Below are 18761 nucleotides of genomic sequence, written 5' to 3'. Positions count from 1 at the left end.
GCATTAATCCCCCACGGTTCGCAGCTTCCGGAGAATCTCCAGCAGCATCACATGGAGACTGACCCACGCCCCCCCGAACACATAGCCTGCAAAGACGTCGCTGGGGTACTGTACCCCGAAATAAATCCGGCTGATGCCTACCGCCAGACAAATCAAGATTACGCCCAGCACGAGGGGAACCCGCACATAACGAAAGTGGTAGTGGCGCAGCAGCAGGAAAACCGAAAATCCGCAGACCGTCAAGGTAATCAACGTTTCCTCGCTGGGGAACGTATTAAACAGCTGAACGTCCGCCGCGACCGGCCCCGGGCGATGGAAGAACGTGCGCAAAATCTCGTCGAGGAACTCCCCGCCTACGACAACCCATACAAGAAAAATCAGGTCGAGCCTTCGCTCCTTGCTGTGCAGCATGATCCATAGCGCTGTCAGGACCAGCACGGGGCCATACAAATAAAGCGTGCCGAGCTGCTCGAAGGCGTGCATCCATCCGTCCCAACCCGGACCGAAGGAGGCGATGACCAGAAAGGACGCAATCTCGTCGAACTGTCCGAATTCCTGGCCCAGAAAGTCCTGAATCACGCCGAGCATCAGCGAGAAAAATACGATGAAAACGGCAAAGGAAGCCAGCAGCAAAAAACGAACTTTGCCGAACGAATGAAAACGGCGCACCCCTTGCGCCAGAAGCTGCATAAGCGCCTCGAAAACTTGTCCTTTGTATTTCCTGTAAACATAAACCAGGCCGGCCAGAACAGCCGAGGCGATGCCAAAGATAATCATATATCGATTGACCGTCGAGTGGTAGAGCTCCCACTTGGGACCCAGTACCTTGCCCAGGGAGATAAACAACCCCACCCAGAATATCGCGCCGGTATAAGCATAAAACGCATAACGTCTGAAAGGCATGCGGGTCACGCCGCAAAAGTATCCGGTAATATGCCGGACGCCGGGTATAAAATAAGCGACGAAAAGCAGCTTGTCCCCGTACTTTTCAAACCAGAGGGTCAGCTTGTCTATGCGCGCTTCCGTCAGATGGACGCGATGCCCGTATCGAACGATAAACGGCCGGCCCAGCCGGTACCCGATCCAGTAAGATAGCGTCACGCCAGTCAACACGCCCGTGCCTGCCGATACGATGCTGAACAGCCAGCTCAATTTTTGCTCATATACAAAAAGTCCGATATAGCTCATCATCATCTCGCCGGGAAGCGGCAGCGCGAGCATCTCGAGACACAGAAACAAGAAGATGAGTCCGTATCCGTAGTGCGCAAGCAAGTTTGTCAGCATGTCCAATAGTAATCGCCTCCCGGATGCACATAGAGCGGCCAGCTTGTTGGTATCATTCCTACTTGCGCGGTCTTTTAACACTTACTTACTTTACATAAAAAAAGGACGTCGAAATAGAGACGGTTGTTCGCCGCAAATAAAATATTTTTTTCGGAAAGCCCGTTCAGGTTATACTTTGTGTACGACCATTGGATAAGGAGATCAATTATGGCAAAAACCGAAAGGGAGCTCCCTCGCCTGAAGGCGCTGAAGCTCCTGTCCACGCTGTACCGGTTAAAAGTGATACAACTCCTGATCCCACTTGCCGTAATCGGACTTATTATATGGGAAGGCCAGGCCGAATTCCGCCGGATCGACTGGGCAGCTACGCTGCATATCTTGCGGCAGATCGAGCCTTCCAGGCTGCTCCTGCTCATCGCATCGTCGTTGGTAGCGGTCGCGGCGGTCGGCGGCTATGAATTCGTGCTACGCCGGCATTTCCGGCTTACGATCGGGCGCTGGGCGACTTTTCGTATCGCCTGGATCGCCAATACCTCGAATAGCGTCATCGGATTCGCCGGGGTTGCCGGAGCCGCACTTCGGACCTATCTGTACCGCAACCGCGGCCTTTCCGTTCCGACCATAACGGCCATCATCGCCTTCCTGTCCACCATCACCATGACAGGGATATCGCTGCTGGCCTGGGGAGGCATCTGCGGGCTTTTTCCGATCGACGCAGTGGTTCGAACCCATCGCTGGACGCTTTATGCCGTCTGGGCCATTGCGCTTTACCTGCCCGGCTATTTGCTGTTTCAACGCACTTCTTTTTATGCGAAATGGCTGAACCGCGACCTGCCGCGAATGAATCCGTCCACCATCGTCGCATCCGTGCTCGTATCTGTGGCGGAGTGGGCATTGGCCGGCGCCGTGTTCTGAATGATCGGATCGACGCTGCTTCCGGATCTCCCTTTCCTTACGGCGGTGGGCATCTTCACCGCCGCTGCCGTAGCGGGACTGGTGAGCCTCGCACCCGGCGGCATCGGGGGCTTTGACCTGATCGCGCTGTTCGGTCTTCAAGCGCTCGGCTACGCGCCGGAGAATACCGCCGCGGTGCTTGTTCTATTCCGCATCCTTTATTATCTGTTCCCTTGGCTCATCGGACTCATCATGGGCGTCTTCGAGTTTGCCCAAAATCGTCAGAAGACAGCGGAGACCGATTCGGACCCGGTAGAGGATTCGCTGAACGGCTGGCAGCGCTTGTGGGAATTCCCCGGCCAGCATGCCTGGATGTCCGAATTCGGCGCATGGGCGCTCGGCAAGCTGGTTTTTCTAAGCGGAGGCGTGCTGCTCCTGTCGGCTGCGACGCCCGGCTTGCTCGGACGGCTGGAATTCGCCAAGGAGCTTCTATCGGCGCCGCTCATGCGCCTGTCCCACCAACTAAGCCTCACGATCGGATTGATGCTGATCGTTCTGTCATGGGGCATCTCCCGAAGAATCAAGCGTGCTTATCAGTGGACGCTCGGCCTGCTGTGTGCCGGCGCCTTGTTTACCTTCACCAAGGCGTTTGATTTCGAGGAAGCGATCTTCCTGCTGTTTGTCGCGCTCTTGCTTTATTTATCGCGAGCGCGATTCTACAGGATCGGCGCGCCGATCGCTCGGGAGCGCATGGCCGTCTGGGCCGCGACCACTTTGGTCATCGCCTATATCTACGATGTCGTCGCTGCCGGCACGGTGCCCGAATTTGTGCATCGGCTCCCCGACAATCGCTACCTTCATTTGATCCTGAACCCGACGGAGCATACGATCGCCGTCGTGACGGGCCTCGGCGCGACTTGGTTGCTGCTGTCGCTCGCGCTTGTGCTTCGGCCGAACAAAATAACGGCACGCGGCGCTTCTCCCGAGGAGCTGGACCGGGTTCGCGACTTTTTGAAGGATGCACAGGGCAACCTGCTGACCCATATGCTCTTTGCGGGAGACAAGCGTTTTTTCTGGGCATGCGACGGCCGCGTACTCATTCCTTATTCGATCATTCGCAACAAGCTAGTGGTGCTCGGAGACCCGTTGGGCGACGCTTCGCTGATCAGCAGAGGCATTCAGGAATGCCAGCAACACGCAGATTTATACGATCTGGAGGTCGTTTTCTACCAGGTAGCCCCCGCCTATTTGCCGATTTATCACGAAAATGGCTACCGTTTTTTTAAGCTGGGCGAAGAAGCGCTGGTCGATCTGTCGACCTTTTCGCTTGTCGGAAAGGCCAACACCAACCTTCGCAACGTCATCAATCGCTTCGAACGCGACGGATACCGGTTCGAGGTGCTGCAGTCTCCGCATGACCCGCTAACGCTGGAGCGTCTGCGCCGGATCTCGGCGGCATGGCTTCAAGGCCGTCGGGAAAAAGGATTTTCGCTGGGCTGGTTCGAGACCGCCTATCTGCAGAAAGCGCCGATCGCGGTGCTGCTCGCGCCGGACGGGCAGGAGGTCGCCTTCGCCACGCTCGCGCCAAGCTACGACAACGGGCGGACGATGTCCATCGACCTCATGCGCCATCTGGCGGATACTCCGAATGGGACCATGGACTTTTTGTTTATCCGCCTGCTTGAGTGGTCTCGGGATCAAGGCTATTCCGTCTTTAATCTGGGCATGGCCCCTCTCGCGAGCGTCGGCGAAGCACGAGCCGCCATGCGCGAGGAGAAGCTGGCGAATCGGCTCTACGAATACGGCGGGCACTGGTACGGCTTCAAGGGACTGCGCAAATACAAAGAGAAGTTCCGTCCGACCTGGGAGCCCAGATACTTGGCTTATCCTGCGCGCGTGACCCTGCCCGTGCTGCTTGTCGAATTAATCCTGTTGATTGCCCGGCGCCCGAATAAACGGAGCAAGGCCGAGGCCGAGCGGGCGGAGCCAGCGAGCGTTCGTTAGCCGTCAGTCCGTTTGCGACCAGATCTTATACATCGCCTGCGCAGCTTCGGCCCGCGAAGCGAATGCGGTCGGACGGAACGCATCGTTGCTGCCCTGTAGAATACCCGCAGTAACAAGCGCTTCTATGCTGTCTCGCGCATAAGCAGCAATAGCGGATTCGTCTTTGAAAACGATGCTGTCTCCCGACTGAATACCGGAAGCGACGAGTCTACCCGTCGCTACAAGCGCCCGATAGACCATCGCGCTTAGCTCTTGCCTTGTGATCCGCTCGCTCGGGCGAAAGCTGCCGCTGCCGTCTCCTTTTACGATACCGGCCTTGACCGCAGCGCGGAGCGCCGGCGCATAGTAGGCGTTGGAGGACACGTCCTTAAAAGAAAGATCGTTGCCGGTAATGTCCCCGCTTTCATCTGCACGCTGCTCGAGCGTTCTCATCAGGAGCGCCAGAAATTCGGCTCGCGTTACTGAAGCCGCAGGATCGAATGATCCGTCCGGTCTCCCCTTGACGATGTCTCTGGCAGCCAAAGCCCCTACAGCTCTATACGCCCAATGGGCGGCCGGCAGATCGTCGAACGTTTCTCCCCCGAAAGCGACGGCATAAGTGCTTAAATGCAGCGTTCGGAAAGAGATCTTGCCGTCGTTGTAACGGCTGTTAATGACGGGAACGGATTGACCGCTATCGTTGACATACCGGACGATGAGCCGATCGTCGGATCCCTGTTCCTGAAGCGCAGGCGCATAGGGAATCGTCACGTCCACTTGTGCAAACTCGCTGCGCCAATTCACCGGCTTCCCGTCGAGCTTGAGGCTGATGTCGACTGCCGGACGATTGCCGACGACAGCGCGCGCCGCCTCGTTCCAGCCGTCGCGATTCGCTTGCGCAATCGTAAATTCCGCAACCGCAGCGCCGTCTCCGTCCAGCATGTCCGATGGGACCGTTACGGCGGCAATTGGCGTGTCCAGCGTAATGGCAGTGGATTTCGAACCCGTACTTAAGGCCGCAGCGGGGAGCGCGATCAGATAGGCTTTTGCCGGCTCGCCGGAATTCGCATTGATGACGAGATGACGTACGCCGTCAGGATCGGGCTTCGCCATTTCCATAGCCCGCTTCAGCGCTTCGCTGCCAATCGTGGCGGAATAGCCGCCATTAACCGGATCGCGGCTCAAACGAGGCTTTAACACAACCGCTCCGTCCGCGACAGGGATGATTTCGACTTCTCCGGATGGAGGAACGACACTCGTTCCCGGTTCATTGCCGTTTGTTGGAGAGTCTGTATAGGTGTATTCGGCTTGCAGGACATTGTCTCCCGCTCCGGAAGGTCCGATGGCGCGAACGCGATAAATGCCCGGCTTCGTCGAAAGGCTCACATAGCTGAAGCGAAAAGCGCCTGTTTCGTCCGTCTTTTTCTGATTGAAATAGTCTGTTCGTCCGTCCGGGTCCGTGACCGTGACCAGCACTTCTGCGCCAGGTTCCGCGAGCCTGCCTTCGATGACGACCTTGCGGTCGTTTTGCCCGATCGTGGCCGTCAAAGACCCGGCGGCCGCCTCCGCCCCGGCCGGCAGGAGCTGAACGAACAGCACGGCGATCAGCAGTATGATCCACTTTCTCATCAGCGATATCCCCCTCCGTTTCGGACGGCGCTCCGCCGTCCGAAACCGCGTATGTTAACGTCTTACCTTCCGGCCAGGACGGCCGGCTCGCTTAGAATTCCGGACGGGGCCAAGAAGCTGCTGCCGCTCACGACGAACAGCTTGGCCTTATACCCGGCAACCGCGTTCGGCAGCTTGAAGCCCGCCGTCAGCGTCGACGTCTCGCCGGCGCCGAGCGTTTGCGTTTGATACGAGAAGTTAACCATCGCTCCGTCCTCGCCCGAGGCGTCGAACAACGCCGTCACGAGCGTGACCGTCTGTGCCGCCGCGCCGTTGTTCGTCACTTGCAGCATGCCCGTGAGCAATTCGCCCGGCGCCAGTCCTTCCGGATGCTCGCTGCTGCCGACCTTGAACGAGCTCGATATCGTAAACGGCGGCTCAGACTTCACCGTGTAGACGACAGGCTGCTGCCCCTTGGTCGATTGCAGCACTACCTTCATGCCGTCCTCGATCGTACCGCCTGAGACTGGCGTCGTCCCGTCCGCGCGGAACAGACCGATCGTAGAATTGACCGCGGCAAGCTGGCTCAGGAACGTATCGACCGACTCTCCGCTGCGAACGCCGGCGATCGTATGGGCCGAATCGTCGATCGCGTACGCGGCCGAAGCGAGCAGCGATTCGTCCGTATACACCTTAAACTCTTTCATCGTCGCCCAGTTGCCCCAGCCCGCGATCATGTTGACTCGAACGTAGCGATAGCTGCCCGTGACGTCGTCCGCAAAGGCAGGACCTTGCACCGTATTGGACGACCGATCGGCAAGCATGGTCCAGTCGGACCCGTCGTTCGAGCCTTCGAGCGAATATTTCCATGGGTCGTTCGTCAGGTACAGCAGCTCGATCTTGTTAAGCCGATAAGACCGGCCCAGATCCACCTGGAGCGATTGGGGCAGATCGCCGTTCGCCGCCACCCATGCCGTCGCTTCGTCCCCGTCCACCGCCATGGCGGGATCGGAGCTTGGCGCGTTATTGCTGGTAGCCGTAACCGGCTTGCCCCGGGATACGGCCGCGCTGGCCGTCGCGCGCTCGGTCAGGAGAACCGTGCGGTACGAAGCGGCATCGCCGATCGTATTTTCGCCTTGGCCGAAGTTCGTCAGGATCCCCTTCAGCTGGCCGTTTGCGCGGAAATCGCCGATCATCACCCCTAAGCCCAGCTTCATATTCGGTCCCGGCGTAAAAGACTCCCCGTTTTTGCGCAGCGCGCTCCATGGCACGAACGCTTCCAGCGCATAACCGTCCGCCGTTATTTTGCCGGCCACCTTCACGCCCGCCCGGTAATCGGCGCCGCCCCATTTCCAATGCTCGTACCAAGCTGCCGGTCCGCTATGGTCGCTGCCGGACGTCGGCACGAAATCGAAAATATAGGCATCTCCCGTACCGGACGTTTTGCGGTTCATCGGGTCGACCGTCAGCTGGATGACGTCGTTGTTATTGAGCGGATCGCCCTGGCCGTAAGGATTAAAATACTCGTTATCCTGAACGGTTCCCGCCAGATACAGTCCGTAGGCGTCCCACATCAAGCGAACGCTGCCGGTCAGGTCCGTCTCGGTTGCGCCGATCAGGCTGCCTTCCCCATGCAGCACTTGCGCATCGTCGCTCATCTCCACGCTTTCCGCCGACTGCCACTCCACATCCGTAATATCGCCGTCGATGCTGGGCTTGGCCGCCGCTTTGCTCAAGGTCAGAACCGGCGTTGCCTTGGCATTGCCAAAAAAGATCCCGCCGACGACCGCCTTGCTGTCCGCAGACCCGGTCACCTTAACGACGACATGTCCCGCCGCATCGAATACGAAATAGACGCCGTCTCCGAAATCCTTGATTTCCCGCGGTTCGATCAGGATATGTCCGGCTTCGTCTTCGACCGTAACGGACTGCTTCAGTCCCTCGCGATTCCAATCCGCCATGTAGAAGGCGATCCGGTGCGTCAAGCCGTCCTTCATATCCAGATCGTAGACAAGCGTGCCTCCCTTATCCGCCGAGACCATCGCGCCTGCCGATCGCGCCGTGCCTTGCGCATTGGTGAGGGCCCTGCGATCGGAGGTCGATGCCTGCCAGGCTACCGCGCTCGCGCCGCTCGTCTCGTTCAGCACGGCATAGTCGGGAAGCTTCGACTCGAATTTTTCCAGCTTATATCCTTCACGTCCGAAGCGGCTGCGCCAATCGCCCGAGGTTGCCGTATCGAGCTCGACGAATTCAGCCTGCAGGGCCTCCGGCAGGTAGGTCATGTTCGTCAGCGCGAACCCGTCGGCGGTCCCTTCGAGGAACGGAACCTGCGCGTCGCCTCGATCGATGGTCACGTTCCGGATGGTGCCCGTCGTCTTGTTATTCGGGAAAAACTTGATGCCGCCGCTGGAATTCCCGGGGCTTCTGCCGAAATTGCGAACGGTCGCGCCGTCGACATGGGCGCCTTCGGTGCCGCCCACGCCGCCGTTGTCGAAGATCATAATGCCGGCGCCGTCGATGCCGTCTATGACGGCGTTGCGCAGCGTGACATTGGAAGCGTCGGTACCGCCTTCAAAATCGAAGCCGACGCCGTCGTAGCCCTGCGAGCCTTTGCCGATGTTGCGAAGCTCCACCCCGTCAAACACGACGTTTTTCGAATTGGCGACGACAACGCCGCCGATGCCGTAGGGATTAACGCCGTCGTGCGTGCTATCCAGCACGCCCACATTTTCCGCGCTGATATTCGTGATGACCGCATCCACCATAAACAGGAAGTTGAAGCCCCATTGCTTGGCGTTCGTCGCGGTCAGACCGTCGATCGTAACGTCCTTGAACCTGGCGTTCGTACCGAACCCGGCCGTGTTCGTATACTGGGAGATAGCCCCTTGAAAAAGCGGCGTATTCACGTTGTCGAAGGCGATCGACTTCAACGTAAGTCCGCGAAGATGGTACGTCGACGCATTGCCGTTCCCCTTCAGGGCGATCCCCGTCGAAAAGTGATTGTACAGATTCGGCTTGCTGTTGAACGTATCGTCCATGTCGCGGATGTCGAGGTTTTCGAACGCGAGCGACCGCTTGTCGTAGACGCCGTCGAACTCCGCGTTGATGCCCATCATCGCCTTTTCCATCGCGATGCCGTCAATGCGCCAGCCTTCCTCATTATGGAGCGTGATAGCCGACGCGTCCGTCAACTGCGGAGAAATAAGCGGCTTGTCTCCCGTCCCGTAGGACGACAGCTCGATCGGCTGTTCGGGCGTGCCGCTGCCGCGCAGAGTCAGCGTCTCTCCTGTCCATCGGTCGCCCGACTTAAGCAGAATGCGGTCGCCGGGCTGAAAGGTCTTCCCCGACACCTGCGCCAACGTCTTCCAGGCAGTCGTCTCCGATAAGCCGTCCGCGGCGTCGTCCCCCCCGGATTGGCTGACGTAGTAAACGACCGAAGCTGCAGCATTCGCGACTGCCGGCGAGAAAACAGAGCCGACGAGCTGCATAACGAGCAGAAGGGCAAAAATCGTCATCAGGGCCGGCCTTAGCCTCAAACTAGCGTATTTCATGAATGATCGACTCCTCTTTAAAATGAATTCGCTTTCAAATGGGCTTGTAGAAAAAGGGGTCAGCCATCTGCCTGGCGAGCCCCTTCGCTCATCGTCCGTAAAAACAGGCATTCGTACGGCTGCAGCTGCAGACGGAAAGGCAGATTCACGCGGGATTGGCTTCCCGTCGCCGGGTCGGAAACGATGGCATCGCGCCTGCCATCCGTCCATGCTTCCAGCGTCGCTTCCGCGATGCCATCGCCGGCGTGAATCAGCATCAGCAATTCATCGCCATCCTTGCGATAACGGCTCGTGAGCAGCCGTTCGCCGCCTTCGACGTCCGCGATCCGAAGCACAGGCTCAGCTATCGATTCGGAGCAGGCGGCCCGTATCCTTACTGCGGCTTCTCCCCTCTTGACAAGCTCGCACGCTTGCATCCGCCGGACGACTTCGCCATGCTCCCCGGCGTAAATGCCGCTCGCCGGCAGCGTCCCGGTCCAGACGACCCGCCCGCCCGACGATTTGAAGCGCTGCAGCTTCGCCAGCACGGCGAGCGGAATGACCTCTACGCCATGCATAAGCAAAACGCGATAAGAAATGCCGCCGACTTCAAGCGCCCCATCCTTAAGCTCCGCATCCGTAATGGCCTGATCGTCGAGGAAGTTAAAATCCAGTCCTGCCGACAGCAGCTCGCGAGCCGTCGCCAGCAGCGATTCGTGGCGGTCCCACATCGGCCCCGGCTGGTGGCGTACGGCTTGGCGAATCGGTTTATAATCCGCCTGATAGGTCTCGATGCCGTAGTAGAAGCCGACATCGGGCAGATGCGCCGCGCCCTCCAGCATGACGCCGAGCCTGCCGACATGCGCGCAGTAGCGCCGGTAGCGCTCCTCCTCCATATCCAAGGCGCCGTAATAGGAATTGATGTGCGTCACGCCGCCCATATACAGCAGATTGGCGGTTCCCGTCATGTCGCGAAGCGACGCTTCACCGTCGTATGTAAACGCGCCGGACGGATCGAAGTGAACCGGACAGATCTCGGCCATCACGTCCCGGCGGCGGGCGGCCCGCGCCGCGGAGCTGACGAACTTCGGCGCGAGCAAATAGCCGAACGGATCGTCGACATAGCGTCGGGGTCTGGTCGTCAGCATGTCGACGCCGGGAAACGGCATCTCCCGCAGCACGCGCATGAGGCTGCCGTAATAAGCGGTGTGATACACCATGCTCTCTTCCAGCAGCGCATGTCCCGAAAAGCGGATGCCCCTCGTCCCGCACCAGTCGGCAAGCTGACGGAAATAACTGTCCGCGAGCAAGCTCGCGACGGTCCTGTAAAACTGTACACGAACGGTTCGCTCCGCTTCCCCGTCGCCATCGAACAGCGCATGAAGCCAAGGCGCCAGCGCATAGCCATGCTCCTGCTCAAACAGGCTGGGCAGCGCTTCCGTCCAAGGCACAACAGCGCGCTCGTACGTTTCTTCCGTGTTCTGATACGCCGCCATCAGGCTCGGTTCGTCGGTAAAGAAGGCGGAAACCGCTTCGCCGATTTTTCCTTGGCCGATATGGGCCGCATACGCCTCGTAAGTCGTCTCGATAAATTTTCGAACAGCCTTGCCATCCAGCAGATTGGGATATCGTCGCGGCGACCAGCCGTTCCGCTCCGCGTGTGTGCCTTCGTACAGGAATTTCTCCACGTAAGCGTGCAGCACCCATTCGCCTTCGATGCCGTTCGTCCGCACCGCCAACCCGTCATCCGCCATTTCCGCGCATTGCGCTCCAGTTCCATTCGCAGTTTCCTCTAGCGAATGCAGCGATGCGGAATAGAAGCGAATGCCGTCTTGCGGCAGCGTCACGACCATCGGGGCCATTCCGCTGCCGTGCACGGAAATCCGGTACAACCCCCGCGCCTGCAGCTCCGGATGGCCTGACAGCGTGAGGCCGTCAGCCGAGCCGCTGGGATAGCCTTTTTCGTCATACAGCCAGATGACGAGTCCCATTTCCCTTGCCGCTTCCATATGTGCAGCGAGCTCTCGGAATGCGCGCTCAGCCTGCAGATAACGATCGTCCCAGGACACGTTCGTCACGATGCCGCCGATCCCGAGCGATGCCAGGCGCTCCAGCTTCGTTCGCGGATCGTCCCCCCACTCATGGACGATCTGATACGGGCGATAGCGCAGCGGAGGCGTTTCGAACGCGTTTTTCCCGCCACCCTTCGCGTCGTTTGCGTCGTTCGCGTCGTTCATCGTCACAAAACCCTCCCCGTTCGCCTGCCCTCGCAACTTAGCCTTTCACCGAGCCGACGACGAGGCCCTTCAGCAAATACTTCTGCGTAAACAGGAAGAACAAGATCATCGGTATGGCGGACAGGAAGCAAAGCGCGTACACCGGTCCCCAATCTACCGTTGCGTTGGCGCCCATGAATTTGTAAACGGACATCATGAGCGGCGCGACCTTGCCGGCATTCAGATAAATCAGCGGGCCTTGAAAATCATTCCAGTACCAGTACACGGTCGTCGTAACGATCGTTGCCGTCGCCGGCTTCAACAGCGGAAGGATGATGCGGAAAAACGTCTGGTACCGTCCGCAGCCGTCGATGAAGGCCGATTCTTCCAGCGCTTGCGGGATCGTTCTCGTGAAGGCCGCGAAGAACAGCGAAGCAAATGCCGTCCCCCCGGCCACGTAGATGATGATCAGAAAAACGGGCGTGTTGATCAGATGCGTCGCCACCCCGAGCTTATAAAGCGGCAGCATGCTCGACTGGGCGGGAATGATCTGACCTGCCGCGAATAGCGCATACATCCATTTGATCCATCTGCGCTCGGAGCGGCTGATGATGTAGCCGGCCATCGAGGAAAGCAGGACGATAAAAAACAAGGTAACGGCGCAGATGACGACGGTGAGCGACAGAGACGCGAAGAAATCCGTGTTGCGCAGCATGGTCCTGTAATTGCTTAAGTCTGTAATATCCGGCATGTAAAAGGCGTCGAAAATATGCGCTTTATCCTTGAACGTATTCAGGAAGAACAGCAGAAACGGAGCAAGGAAAAGCGCACCCATGAGCCATGTGGCGGTTTGGGACGCGACGTGAAGCGGCGACCGCGAAGCGGCCACCCCCGCCGGCACGCGATTGACGCGATCGACCTGCCGTTTGGCCCGGGCCGAAGTCTGAAGCGCGCTCATCTTTAGATCTGCACCTCCTTGCTTCTCGTCAGCCTGAGCTGAAGCAGCGATACGACGCCGACGAACAGAAAGAGGATGATGCCCCCGGCCGTCGCATACCCGTAATTGCTATAGCTGAACGCATGCTTGTAAATAATCAGCGAGATCGTGTTCGAGGCGTCGCCCGGACCGCCATTCGTCATGATAAAAGGCAGATCGAACATGCGGAGCGTCGTGGTCAGCCCGAGGAATGTCACGACCGTGATCGACGGCATGAGCAGCGGGAACGTGATGTAGCGAAAAACGGATAACGGGCCTGCGCCGTCCAGATTGGCCGCCTCGTAAAGCTCGGCCGGAATCGAGCTAAGACCGGCAAGAAAGACGATAACGCCAAAGCCGACGCCGCCCCACACCATGATGACGATCAGCGCGGGCATGACCGAGTCGTACGTGCCGAGCCACTCCCGCCCCGCCGAACCGAGTCCGATCGACCGCAGCAGCTGGTTCAGCGCGCCGTCGTTGTGGTAGATCATCGTCCAGACGATCGACATCGTGACGAAGCTGACGACGCCCGGCAAGTAAAAGATCGTGCGCAGCACCGTCTGCGAGCGTCCCGCCCTGTTCAGCGCCAGCGCGAGCGCAAGGCTCAGCGCGTTGCTTAGGAAAAGGCCGGCCAGCGCGAAAAGCAGCGTATTGCGAAGCGCAATCCGAAAGCCGGGTTCCTTGAACAAGTTGACGAAGTTGTCGAAACCGATAAAGACCGGCTTGGAAAATCCGTCCCACTGCGTCAAGGCGTAATAGAACGAACTGACGAACGGCCAGACGACGATGATAAGAAACAAAATCAATGCGGGCGCCGCAAAAGAGAGTTCGACCCATGCATTTCTAAAACCCGATTTCATACGCTTCCCTGCTTTCGGTTGTTCGTTGGAAAGAAGAAGGGATACGGCGGCGAAGCTCGATCCGCGGCATCCCTTCTTGGCCTCCCGGCCAGTTGCTGTCCATAATGAATTTTACTGCTCGGGAGCAGCCACGAGCCCCTTGTCGCGAACGAAGGCGCTGTCGGCTTCGTCCAGCCAGGACGGGCTGAACGCTTTGCCGGCGAGCATCTTGGTGAACAGCTTGGCGTAGACGTCGCCCACGGAGGCCGGCATGAACTGCCCCTGAATCATGCTCTTGGTCGAGCCGAGCACGCTCAGGAAATCCTTGTTGCCCACTTCTTTGTAATCGATGTCGATTCCTTTGATGGCCGGGAATACGCCTGCATCCTTGTCGCGAATGATGATGGCATCCTTATCGTGCATCGCCGTCACCAGGTCTTTGGCCCGCTGCAGGTTTTTCGTATGCGCGTTGACGCCCGTCAATACGCCGACGGATACGCTGAGCAGCGGGTCGCCTTTATCGCTCGGAAGGGCGAAAAATCCGGTTTCCATACCGCCGCTGTCTTTCATTTCGCTGTTGACGAGACCGCCGATGTACGGGCCGTGGATAATCATGGCCGCTTTGCCGTCCTCGAAATCCTTGCGCTGCAGATCCCATCCGTTGCTGAGCGCGTTGCTTCCGAAATAGCCTTTGTCCACGAACTGCTGGAGCTTGCCGAATGCGGCCTGGATTTCCGGGCCGTTCAGCTTCTTGGCGCCGTTGTATACGTCCTTCTCGAACGTATCGCTGCCGTACTCGTTAGGCAGGAAGACGCTGACGGTCATGCTCGCCACCCAGGCGTCCTTGAAGCCGCCGGCAAATGGCGTGATGCCCTTGCTCTTCAGCGTCTCCGCCGTCTTCACCAGCTCGTCCCATGTCTTCGGCACCTGGATGCCGTTGTCTTCGAACAGCTTGCGGTTGTACCAGACGCCGTTGCTGTTCAGGTCGAACGGCGCGGCGTACACTTTGCCGCCGTAGGAGCTTTGCGTTTTGGGCGCGCCGTCGATATTCGCCACGAACGGCATGTCCGACAGGTCGGCGATATAGCCCGCCTTCGCGAACAGCGGGAGCTGCGCGCTCTGGAACTGGACGACGTCGGCCGCCGACGCCGAAGCCATTTGCGCTTTGAGCAGATCGAAATAGGCTTCGCCCGGCGTATTCTTGTATTCGATCGTGGCGTTCGGATATTTGACTTTGTAGGCCTTCTCGAACGCTTCGCGGTACGCCTTCACGATTCCGAGCGGCTCGTCGCCCAGATTCCAGCTCGCCACGCTGATCGTAAACGCTTCCGTATCCTGCGTCGCCTCGCTGCTTGCAGTCGCATCGCTCGCCGTCGCTCCGCTGCTTGCCGTGCTTGCGGCCTCCGTATTTTGCGTGCCGCTCCCCGTATTCGTGCTTGCTGCAGATCCATTTCCGCCCGCATCCGAGTTCGATCCGCAAGCCGAGAGCAAGCCGAGCGCAAGGATACTAGCCGGAATCAATGTCTGTACTTTTTTTCGTGTCCGTACGTTATTCATTGAGAACCCCTCCTATGATGAACAGACCGTGCGGCACTGTCCCGCATGCTCATTGTAAGCCGGACGCCGCGGCATCGAATAGAATCAACATCTTGACATCAGGTGCAATTTCTTGATCATCCCATAGAACGCGCTCCGGCGCCATGCTATGATAGGAACAACTTAAAGCACAATAACAACCTGGAGTGGAGCTCGATGCTTAAATGGCGCTTCCCGGCAAACAACTCGATCGCGTATCGGCTGTTCGTGATCTACCTGCTCGCCATATCGGTGCCCGTCTTCCTGTACGGCGCCGTCTCCTACACCTTGTCCGCGCGTAACGTAGAGAACAACTATATTCGAAATAAAGCGGCCATTTCCGACCAAATCGTACGCAACATCGACGAGAACGTGCTCATTTTGCAGAAGCAGTCGGCCTCCCTCTTTTTAATCAGCAAGGAAATTACATATATGCTCAGCTCCGGTCCAGGCGACACGAGCGATGCCTACTTTGACTATAAGGAACGTCTCGACCGTTACTTTCTCGCCCTTATCCAGATGAACGACAAATTGAACGGAATTACGTTGATCGACACGCGCGGCGAAGTGAAGTATGCCATTAACGTTCAGGGCCGCAACTCCGTCGCTGGCTCCGTGCTGGACGAGCCCTGGTTCAAGGAGACGATGGCGCTCAACGGCGCGCCTCATTTTCTCGATCCGCACACGAACGATTTTCTTTTTAATCCCGTCAGCGCCCCCAAGCCTGTCGTCGTCTCCGTCGCGCAGTCCATCACGGACTACAACGCGGACGGACCGGCCGGCGTTTTGCTGGTCGATCAGAACACGGAGCAGTTCTTTGGCGATATTGCCAACATGAACCTGCAGGAGGGCGAACAGACCGCCATCATCAGCCGGACGGGCAAGCTCATTTACAGCAATGTCGAATGGAAGGAACAAGAGAGCGCCAAATTGCTGTCCGTCGCCAAGGGGCTTAGCCGCGGACAACTCAAGACTGACATTGGGGGACGGAGTATGCTTGTCATCGCCAGCGCGCCGTCCCAGTACGGATTTCAGGTCGTGTCCCTCCTTCCGATGTCCGAGCTGAAAAAGAAGAGCGGGTTTCTTCGCAGCATTACGGCCGCCATGCTGATCGTCATCTCCGGGATCGTGCTGCTGATTTCCATCGTCGTTTCTTTCCTGATCGTCAAGCCGCTTCGCCGGCTCATGCCCTCGTTTAAGCAATTGGAGATGGGGAACTTCTCCACGCGGGTGCCCGTCAAGGGCAACGACGAGCTGGCCCGCATCAGCCAGGCGTTCAACAGCATGGTCGGGAACATCGAATCGCTGATCGTTCAGAAATATGAAGCGAACCTGCTTCGCAACCAAGCGGAGCTCAATGCGCTGCAGTCACAGATCAATCCTCATTTTTTGTACAACACGCTGTATGCGACCAAATCGGTCATCGACCGCCACGATTACGAACGCGCCTCCGCCATGGTGCAGAATCTGTCGGGTATCTTCCGGTACAGCCTGCACCAGGACAGCAGCGCCGTCACGCTGCGCGAGGAGATCGATCATATCCGCAAGTATATCTATCTGCATGATATCCGCTTTGCCGGACGGTTCTCGACCGTTTTCGAGATCGACGACACGCTTTGGGAAAAGCCCTTGCCGAGATTGACGCTTCAGCCGCTCGTCGAGAACGCGATCCAGCACGGACTGGCGAACAAGACGATCGGCGGCGAGCTGCGCATTACGGCCAAGCCGGCGGGCGATCACTGGCTCATCTATATCTACGATAACGGCTCGGGCATGTCCGAAGAAGAAATATCGCGGATGAACGGCTGGTTCGACCAACCGTCGTCCGAGGCGGCCGGCCTGCCTCAGCCCTTGGCGAACGAATCGACTGCCGCAGGCGGCAAAGGAAACGGGCTCGGCATTCGCAACGTGCATGCGCGCATCAGGCTGCACTTCGGCCCGGCATTCGGCATCAGAATAAGCGGGAAGGCGGGCGTCTTTACGACGGTAAGGATCAAGCTCCCGCAGCACGACAGGCTTGGAGAGGAGAAGGTCTGACATGAACATTCTGATTGTCGAAGACGAGACGCAAATTCGCGGCTCGCTCGAGGACGCCCTCCGCAGGTTCGGCATCGACGAGATCCGGATCGCCGGCAACGGCTTGGAAGCGCTGGCGCTGCTGGAGGAGCGGCGTGCCGATCTCATCCTGTCCGATATTCGAATGCCCGAAATGGACGGCATCGCCCTGCTGGAGCGCGTTCGCGAGCTTCATGGCGACGTGCCGTTCATCGTGCTGAGCGGCTACGACTTGTTCGAATATGCGCAGAAGGCGCTGACCTTCGGCGCTTACGCCTATCTGCTGAAGCCCGTCGCCGAGGCCGAATTGGAGGATGTCATCCGCCGCGCGCTGCAGGAATTGATGCAAAAGCGGGACCTGCGCGAAGACGAGCTGCGGCTTCAGATCAAATTAAATGCCGGCACGTCGGAGCTGCGCCGCCGTTACTTGACCGAGATCGTCGAGGGCAAGGAGGCGTCCGGCAGGCAAGCGCGCAAATGCGAAGAATACGGCATCCGGTTTCCGTATCCTTTCCACTATGCCTGGCTCGCCGGCATGGACGAGGCGGCTCGCATCGCGCAAACGATGCCGCGTTCCGATGTCGAGCTGCTGAAGTACGGACTTGAAAATCTCTGTCTTGAGGTCTTTCGGGAAGGCGGGTTTGTCGCAGAACCGTTTCGCTGGGACGACGGGATCGGCCTGCTGCTGAATGGGAACGGCGCGGATGAGCGGAGCGCGGATGGGCAGAACGCGAATGGGCAGAGCGCGAATGGGCAGAGCGCGGATGGGCAGAGCGCGGATGGGCAGAACGGGCTCGGGAAGATCATGGCGCTGTCGGAGCGGGCATCCGGACTCGCGCGCGACGTGTTGAAGCTGTCTATCACGGCGGGCGTCGGACGCCCTGCCGAACGGCTCGACGGGACGCCGGCTTCCTTCGCCTCCGCGCGCCGCGCCTATGCGCAGAAGCTGGTGCATGGCGGAGGCCGCGTCTATGTGTGCGGCACGGAGCGGGCATCGGCTTCCGAGAGCGTATCGCTCGACCTGGCGGCGGAACGGGAGCTGCTGGCCCTGTTCGAAGCCCACCGGCAGGACGAGGCGTCCGCGTTCCTTGCGGAGCGATTCGCGCCGTTTCGCGTTCCTTGCTCATTCGAGATCGCAGACGTGGCCAAGCTGAATTATGAGCTGGTCGTGCTGCTCGCCACCATTTTGAAGCAGCTTGGCTTCGACGCCGACGAAGCGCTCGGCGACGAGTATCATCTGTATACGCAGGTGAACGCGCTGCAAAACGTGGATGAAATGGTCGCCTGGTTCCGGCAGCGATGCGCGGACGCATTCGCCCATATCCAGGAAAAGTCGACCCGGTCGACCAAGAAGCTCATGGGAAAGGCGCGCGATTATATTGCCGAGCACTTTCACGAGGCCATCAGCCTGGAGCTGGTGGCGGACCACCTGCAGATCAGCCCGGAATACCTCAGCCGGGAGTTCAAAAAGGACTTCGGAGAGAACTTCACCGACTTCCTGCTTAGGCTGCGCATGGAGAAGGCCAAGTTTTACATCCGCGAGGGTCGGTACCGCACTTACGAGATTGCGAATCTCGTCGGCTTTCAAAATGAAAAATACTTCTCCAAGGTGTTCAAAAAAGCGACCGGCTTCACGCCGAGCGAGTTTAAATTCCGCACGTTGTGAACGCCGCAGGGGCACGCGCGGCCGGGGTCCGGCGGGAGCGGGCGATCGGCAGAGGGTAGCGGGCGATGGTCAGAGGGTAAGCGGAAGGCGGGCGATGGGCTGTGGCCCGTGTCGCCTGACGCATGACACATG

11 protein-coding genes are annotated in these 18761 nt (G+C 58.8%); 4 read left to right on the top strand and 7 right to left on the bottom strand.

The window, feature by feature from the left end; genetic code table 11:
• Positions 1 to 3 precede the first annotated feature (3 nt).
• Positions 4 to 1284, bottom strand: a complete 1281-nt coding sequence (locus tag ACFSR7_RS20875; protein ID WP_378164976.1) for a bifunctional DedA family/phosphatase PAP2 family protein — start codon at positions 1282 to 1284, stop codon at positions 4 to 6.
• 207 nt (positions 1285 to 1491) lie between these two features.
• Between ACFSR7_RS20875 and ACFSR7_RS20870 the strand changes: the two genes are divergently transcribed.
• Together ACFSR7_RS20870 and mprF are read left to right on the top strand one after the other, a co-directional pair.
• Complete coding sequence (locus ACFSR7_RS20870) at positions 1492 to 2199, top strand: lysylphosphatidylglycerol synthase transmembrane domain-containing protein (RefSeq protein ID WP_378164949.1); 708 nt, start codon at positions 1492 to 1494, stop codon at positions 2197 to 2199.
• A complete protein-coding gene (gene mprF, locus ACFSR7_RS20865) occupies positions 2200 to 4182 on the top strand; it encodes a bifunctional lysylphosphatidylglycerol flippase/synthetase MprF (RefSeq protein ID WP_378164948.1) in 1983 nt (660 codons plus the stop codon).
• A 3-nt stretch (positions 4183 to 4185) separates the two neighbouring features.
• Here the strand turns inward: mprF and ACFSR7_RS20860 are convergent, their stop codons facing one another.
• From ACFSR7_RS20860 to ACFSR7_RS20835, 6 genes are all read right to left on the bottom strand, one after another.
• Complete coding sequence (locus tag ACFSR7_RS20860) at positions 4186 to 5790, bottom strand: S-layer homology domain-containing protein (RefSeq protein ID WP_378164946.1); 1605 nt, start codon at positions 5788 to 5790, stop codon at positions 4186 to 4188.
• A 62-nt stretch (positions 5791 to 5852) separates the two neighbouring features.
• Entirely contained in the window at positions 5853 to 9320 is a 3468-nt protein-coding gene (locus tag ACFSR7_RS20855; protein ID WP_378164944.1) for a discoidin domain-containing protein, read from the bottom strand.
• 59 nt (positions 9321 to 9379) lie between these two features.
• Positions 9380 to 11536, bottom strand: a complete 2157-nt coding sequence (locus ACFSR7_RS20850) for a glycosyl hydrolase family 2 protein (protein WP_378164942.1) — start codon at positions 11534 to 11536, stop codon at positions 9380 to 9382.
• A gap of 37 nt (positions 11537 to 11573) precedes the next feature.
• On the bottom strand, positions 11574 to 12473 hold the full coding sequence (locus ACFSR7_RS20845; protein WP_378164940.1) for a carbohydrate ABC transporter permease: 900 nt from the start codon (positions 12471 to 12473) through the stop codon (positions 11574 to 11576).
• A 2-nt stretch (positions 12474 to 12475) separates the two neighbouring features.
• A complete protein-coding gene (locus ACFSR7_RS20840; protein WP_378116469.1) occupies positions 12476 to 13354 on the bottom strand; it encodes a carbohydrate ABC transporter permease in 879 nt (292 codons plus the stop codon).
• Positions 13355 to 13465: 111 nt separating this feature from the next.
• Positions 13466 to 14890 (bottom strand): ABC transporter substrate-binding protein, encoded by a 1425-nt coding sequence (locus tag ACFSR7_RS20835; RefSeq protein WP_378164938.1) that lies wholly within the window; start codon positions 14888 to 14890, stop codon positions 13466 to 13468.
• Positions 14891 to 15085: 195 nt separating this feature from the next.
• Between ACFSR7_RS20835 and ACFSR7_RS20830 the strand changes: the two genes are divergently transcribed.
• Together ACFSR7_RS20830 and ACFSR7_RS20825 are read left to right on the top strand one after the other, a co-directional pair.
• Positions 15086 to 16945 carry a cache domain-containing sensor histidine kinase gene (locus ACFSR7_RS20830; RefSeq protein WP_378164936.1) on the top strand — a complete coding sequence of 620 codons (1860 nt, stop codon included), beginning with the start codon at positions 15086 to 15088 and terminating at the stop codon, positions 16943 to 16945.
• A 1-nt stretch (position 16946) separates the two neighbouring features.
• Positions 16947 to 18629: a response regulator transcription factor gene (locus tag ACFSR7_RS20825; RefSeq protein ID WP_378164934.1), complete on the top strand. Its 1683-nt coding sequence runs from the start codon at positions 16947 to 16949 to the stop codon at positions 18627 to 18629.
• The last annotated feature ends 132 nt before the right edge of the window (positions 18630 to 18761 follow it).

It is taken from the genome of Cohnella sp. GCM10020058, assembly GCF_042683485.1.
Classification (GTDB): Bacteria; Bacillota; Bacilli; order Paenibacillales; family Paenibacillaceae; genus Cohnella.
Note: the sequence above shows the minus strand (reverse complement) of the source record. Positions and strands in the feature narration are given on the sequence as shown.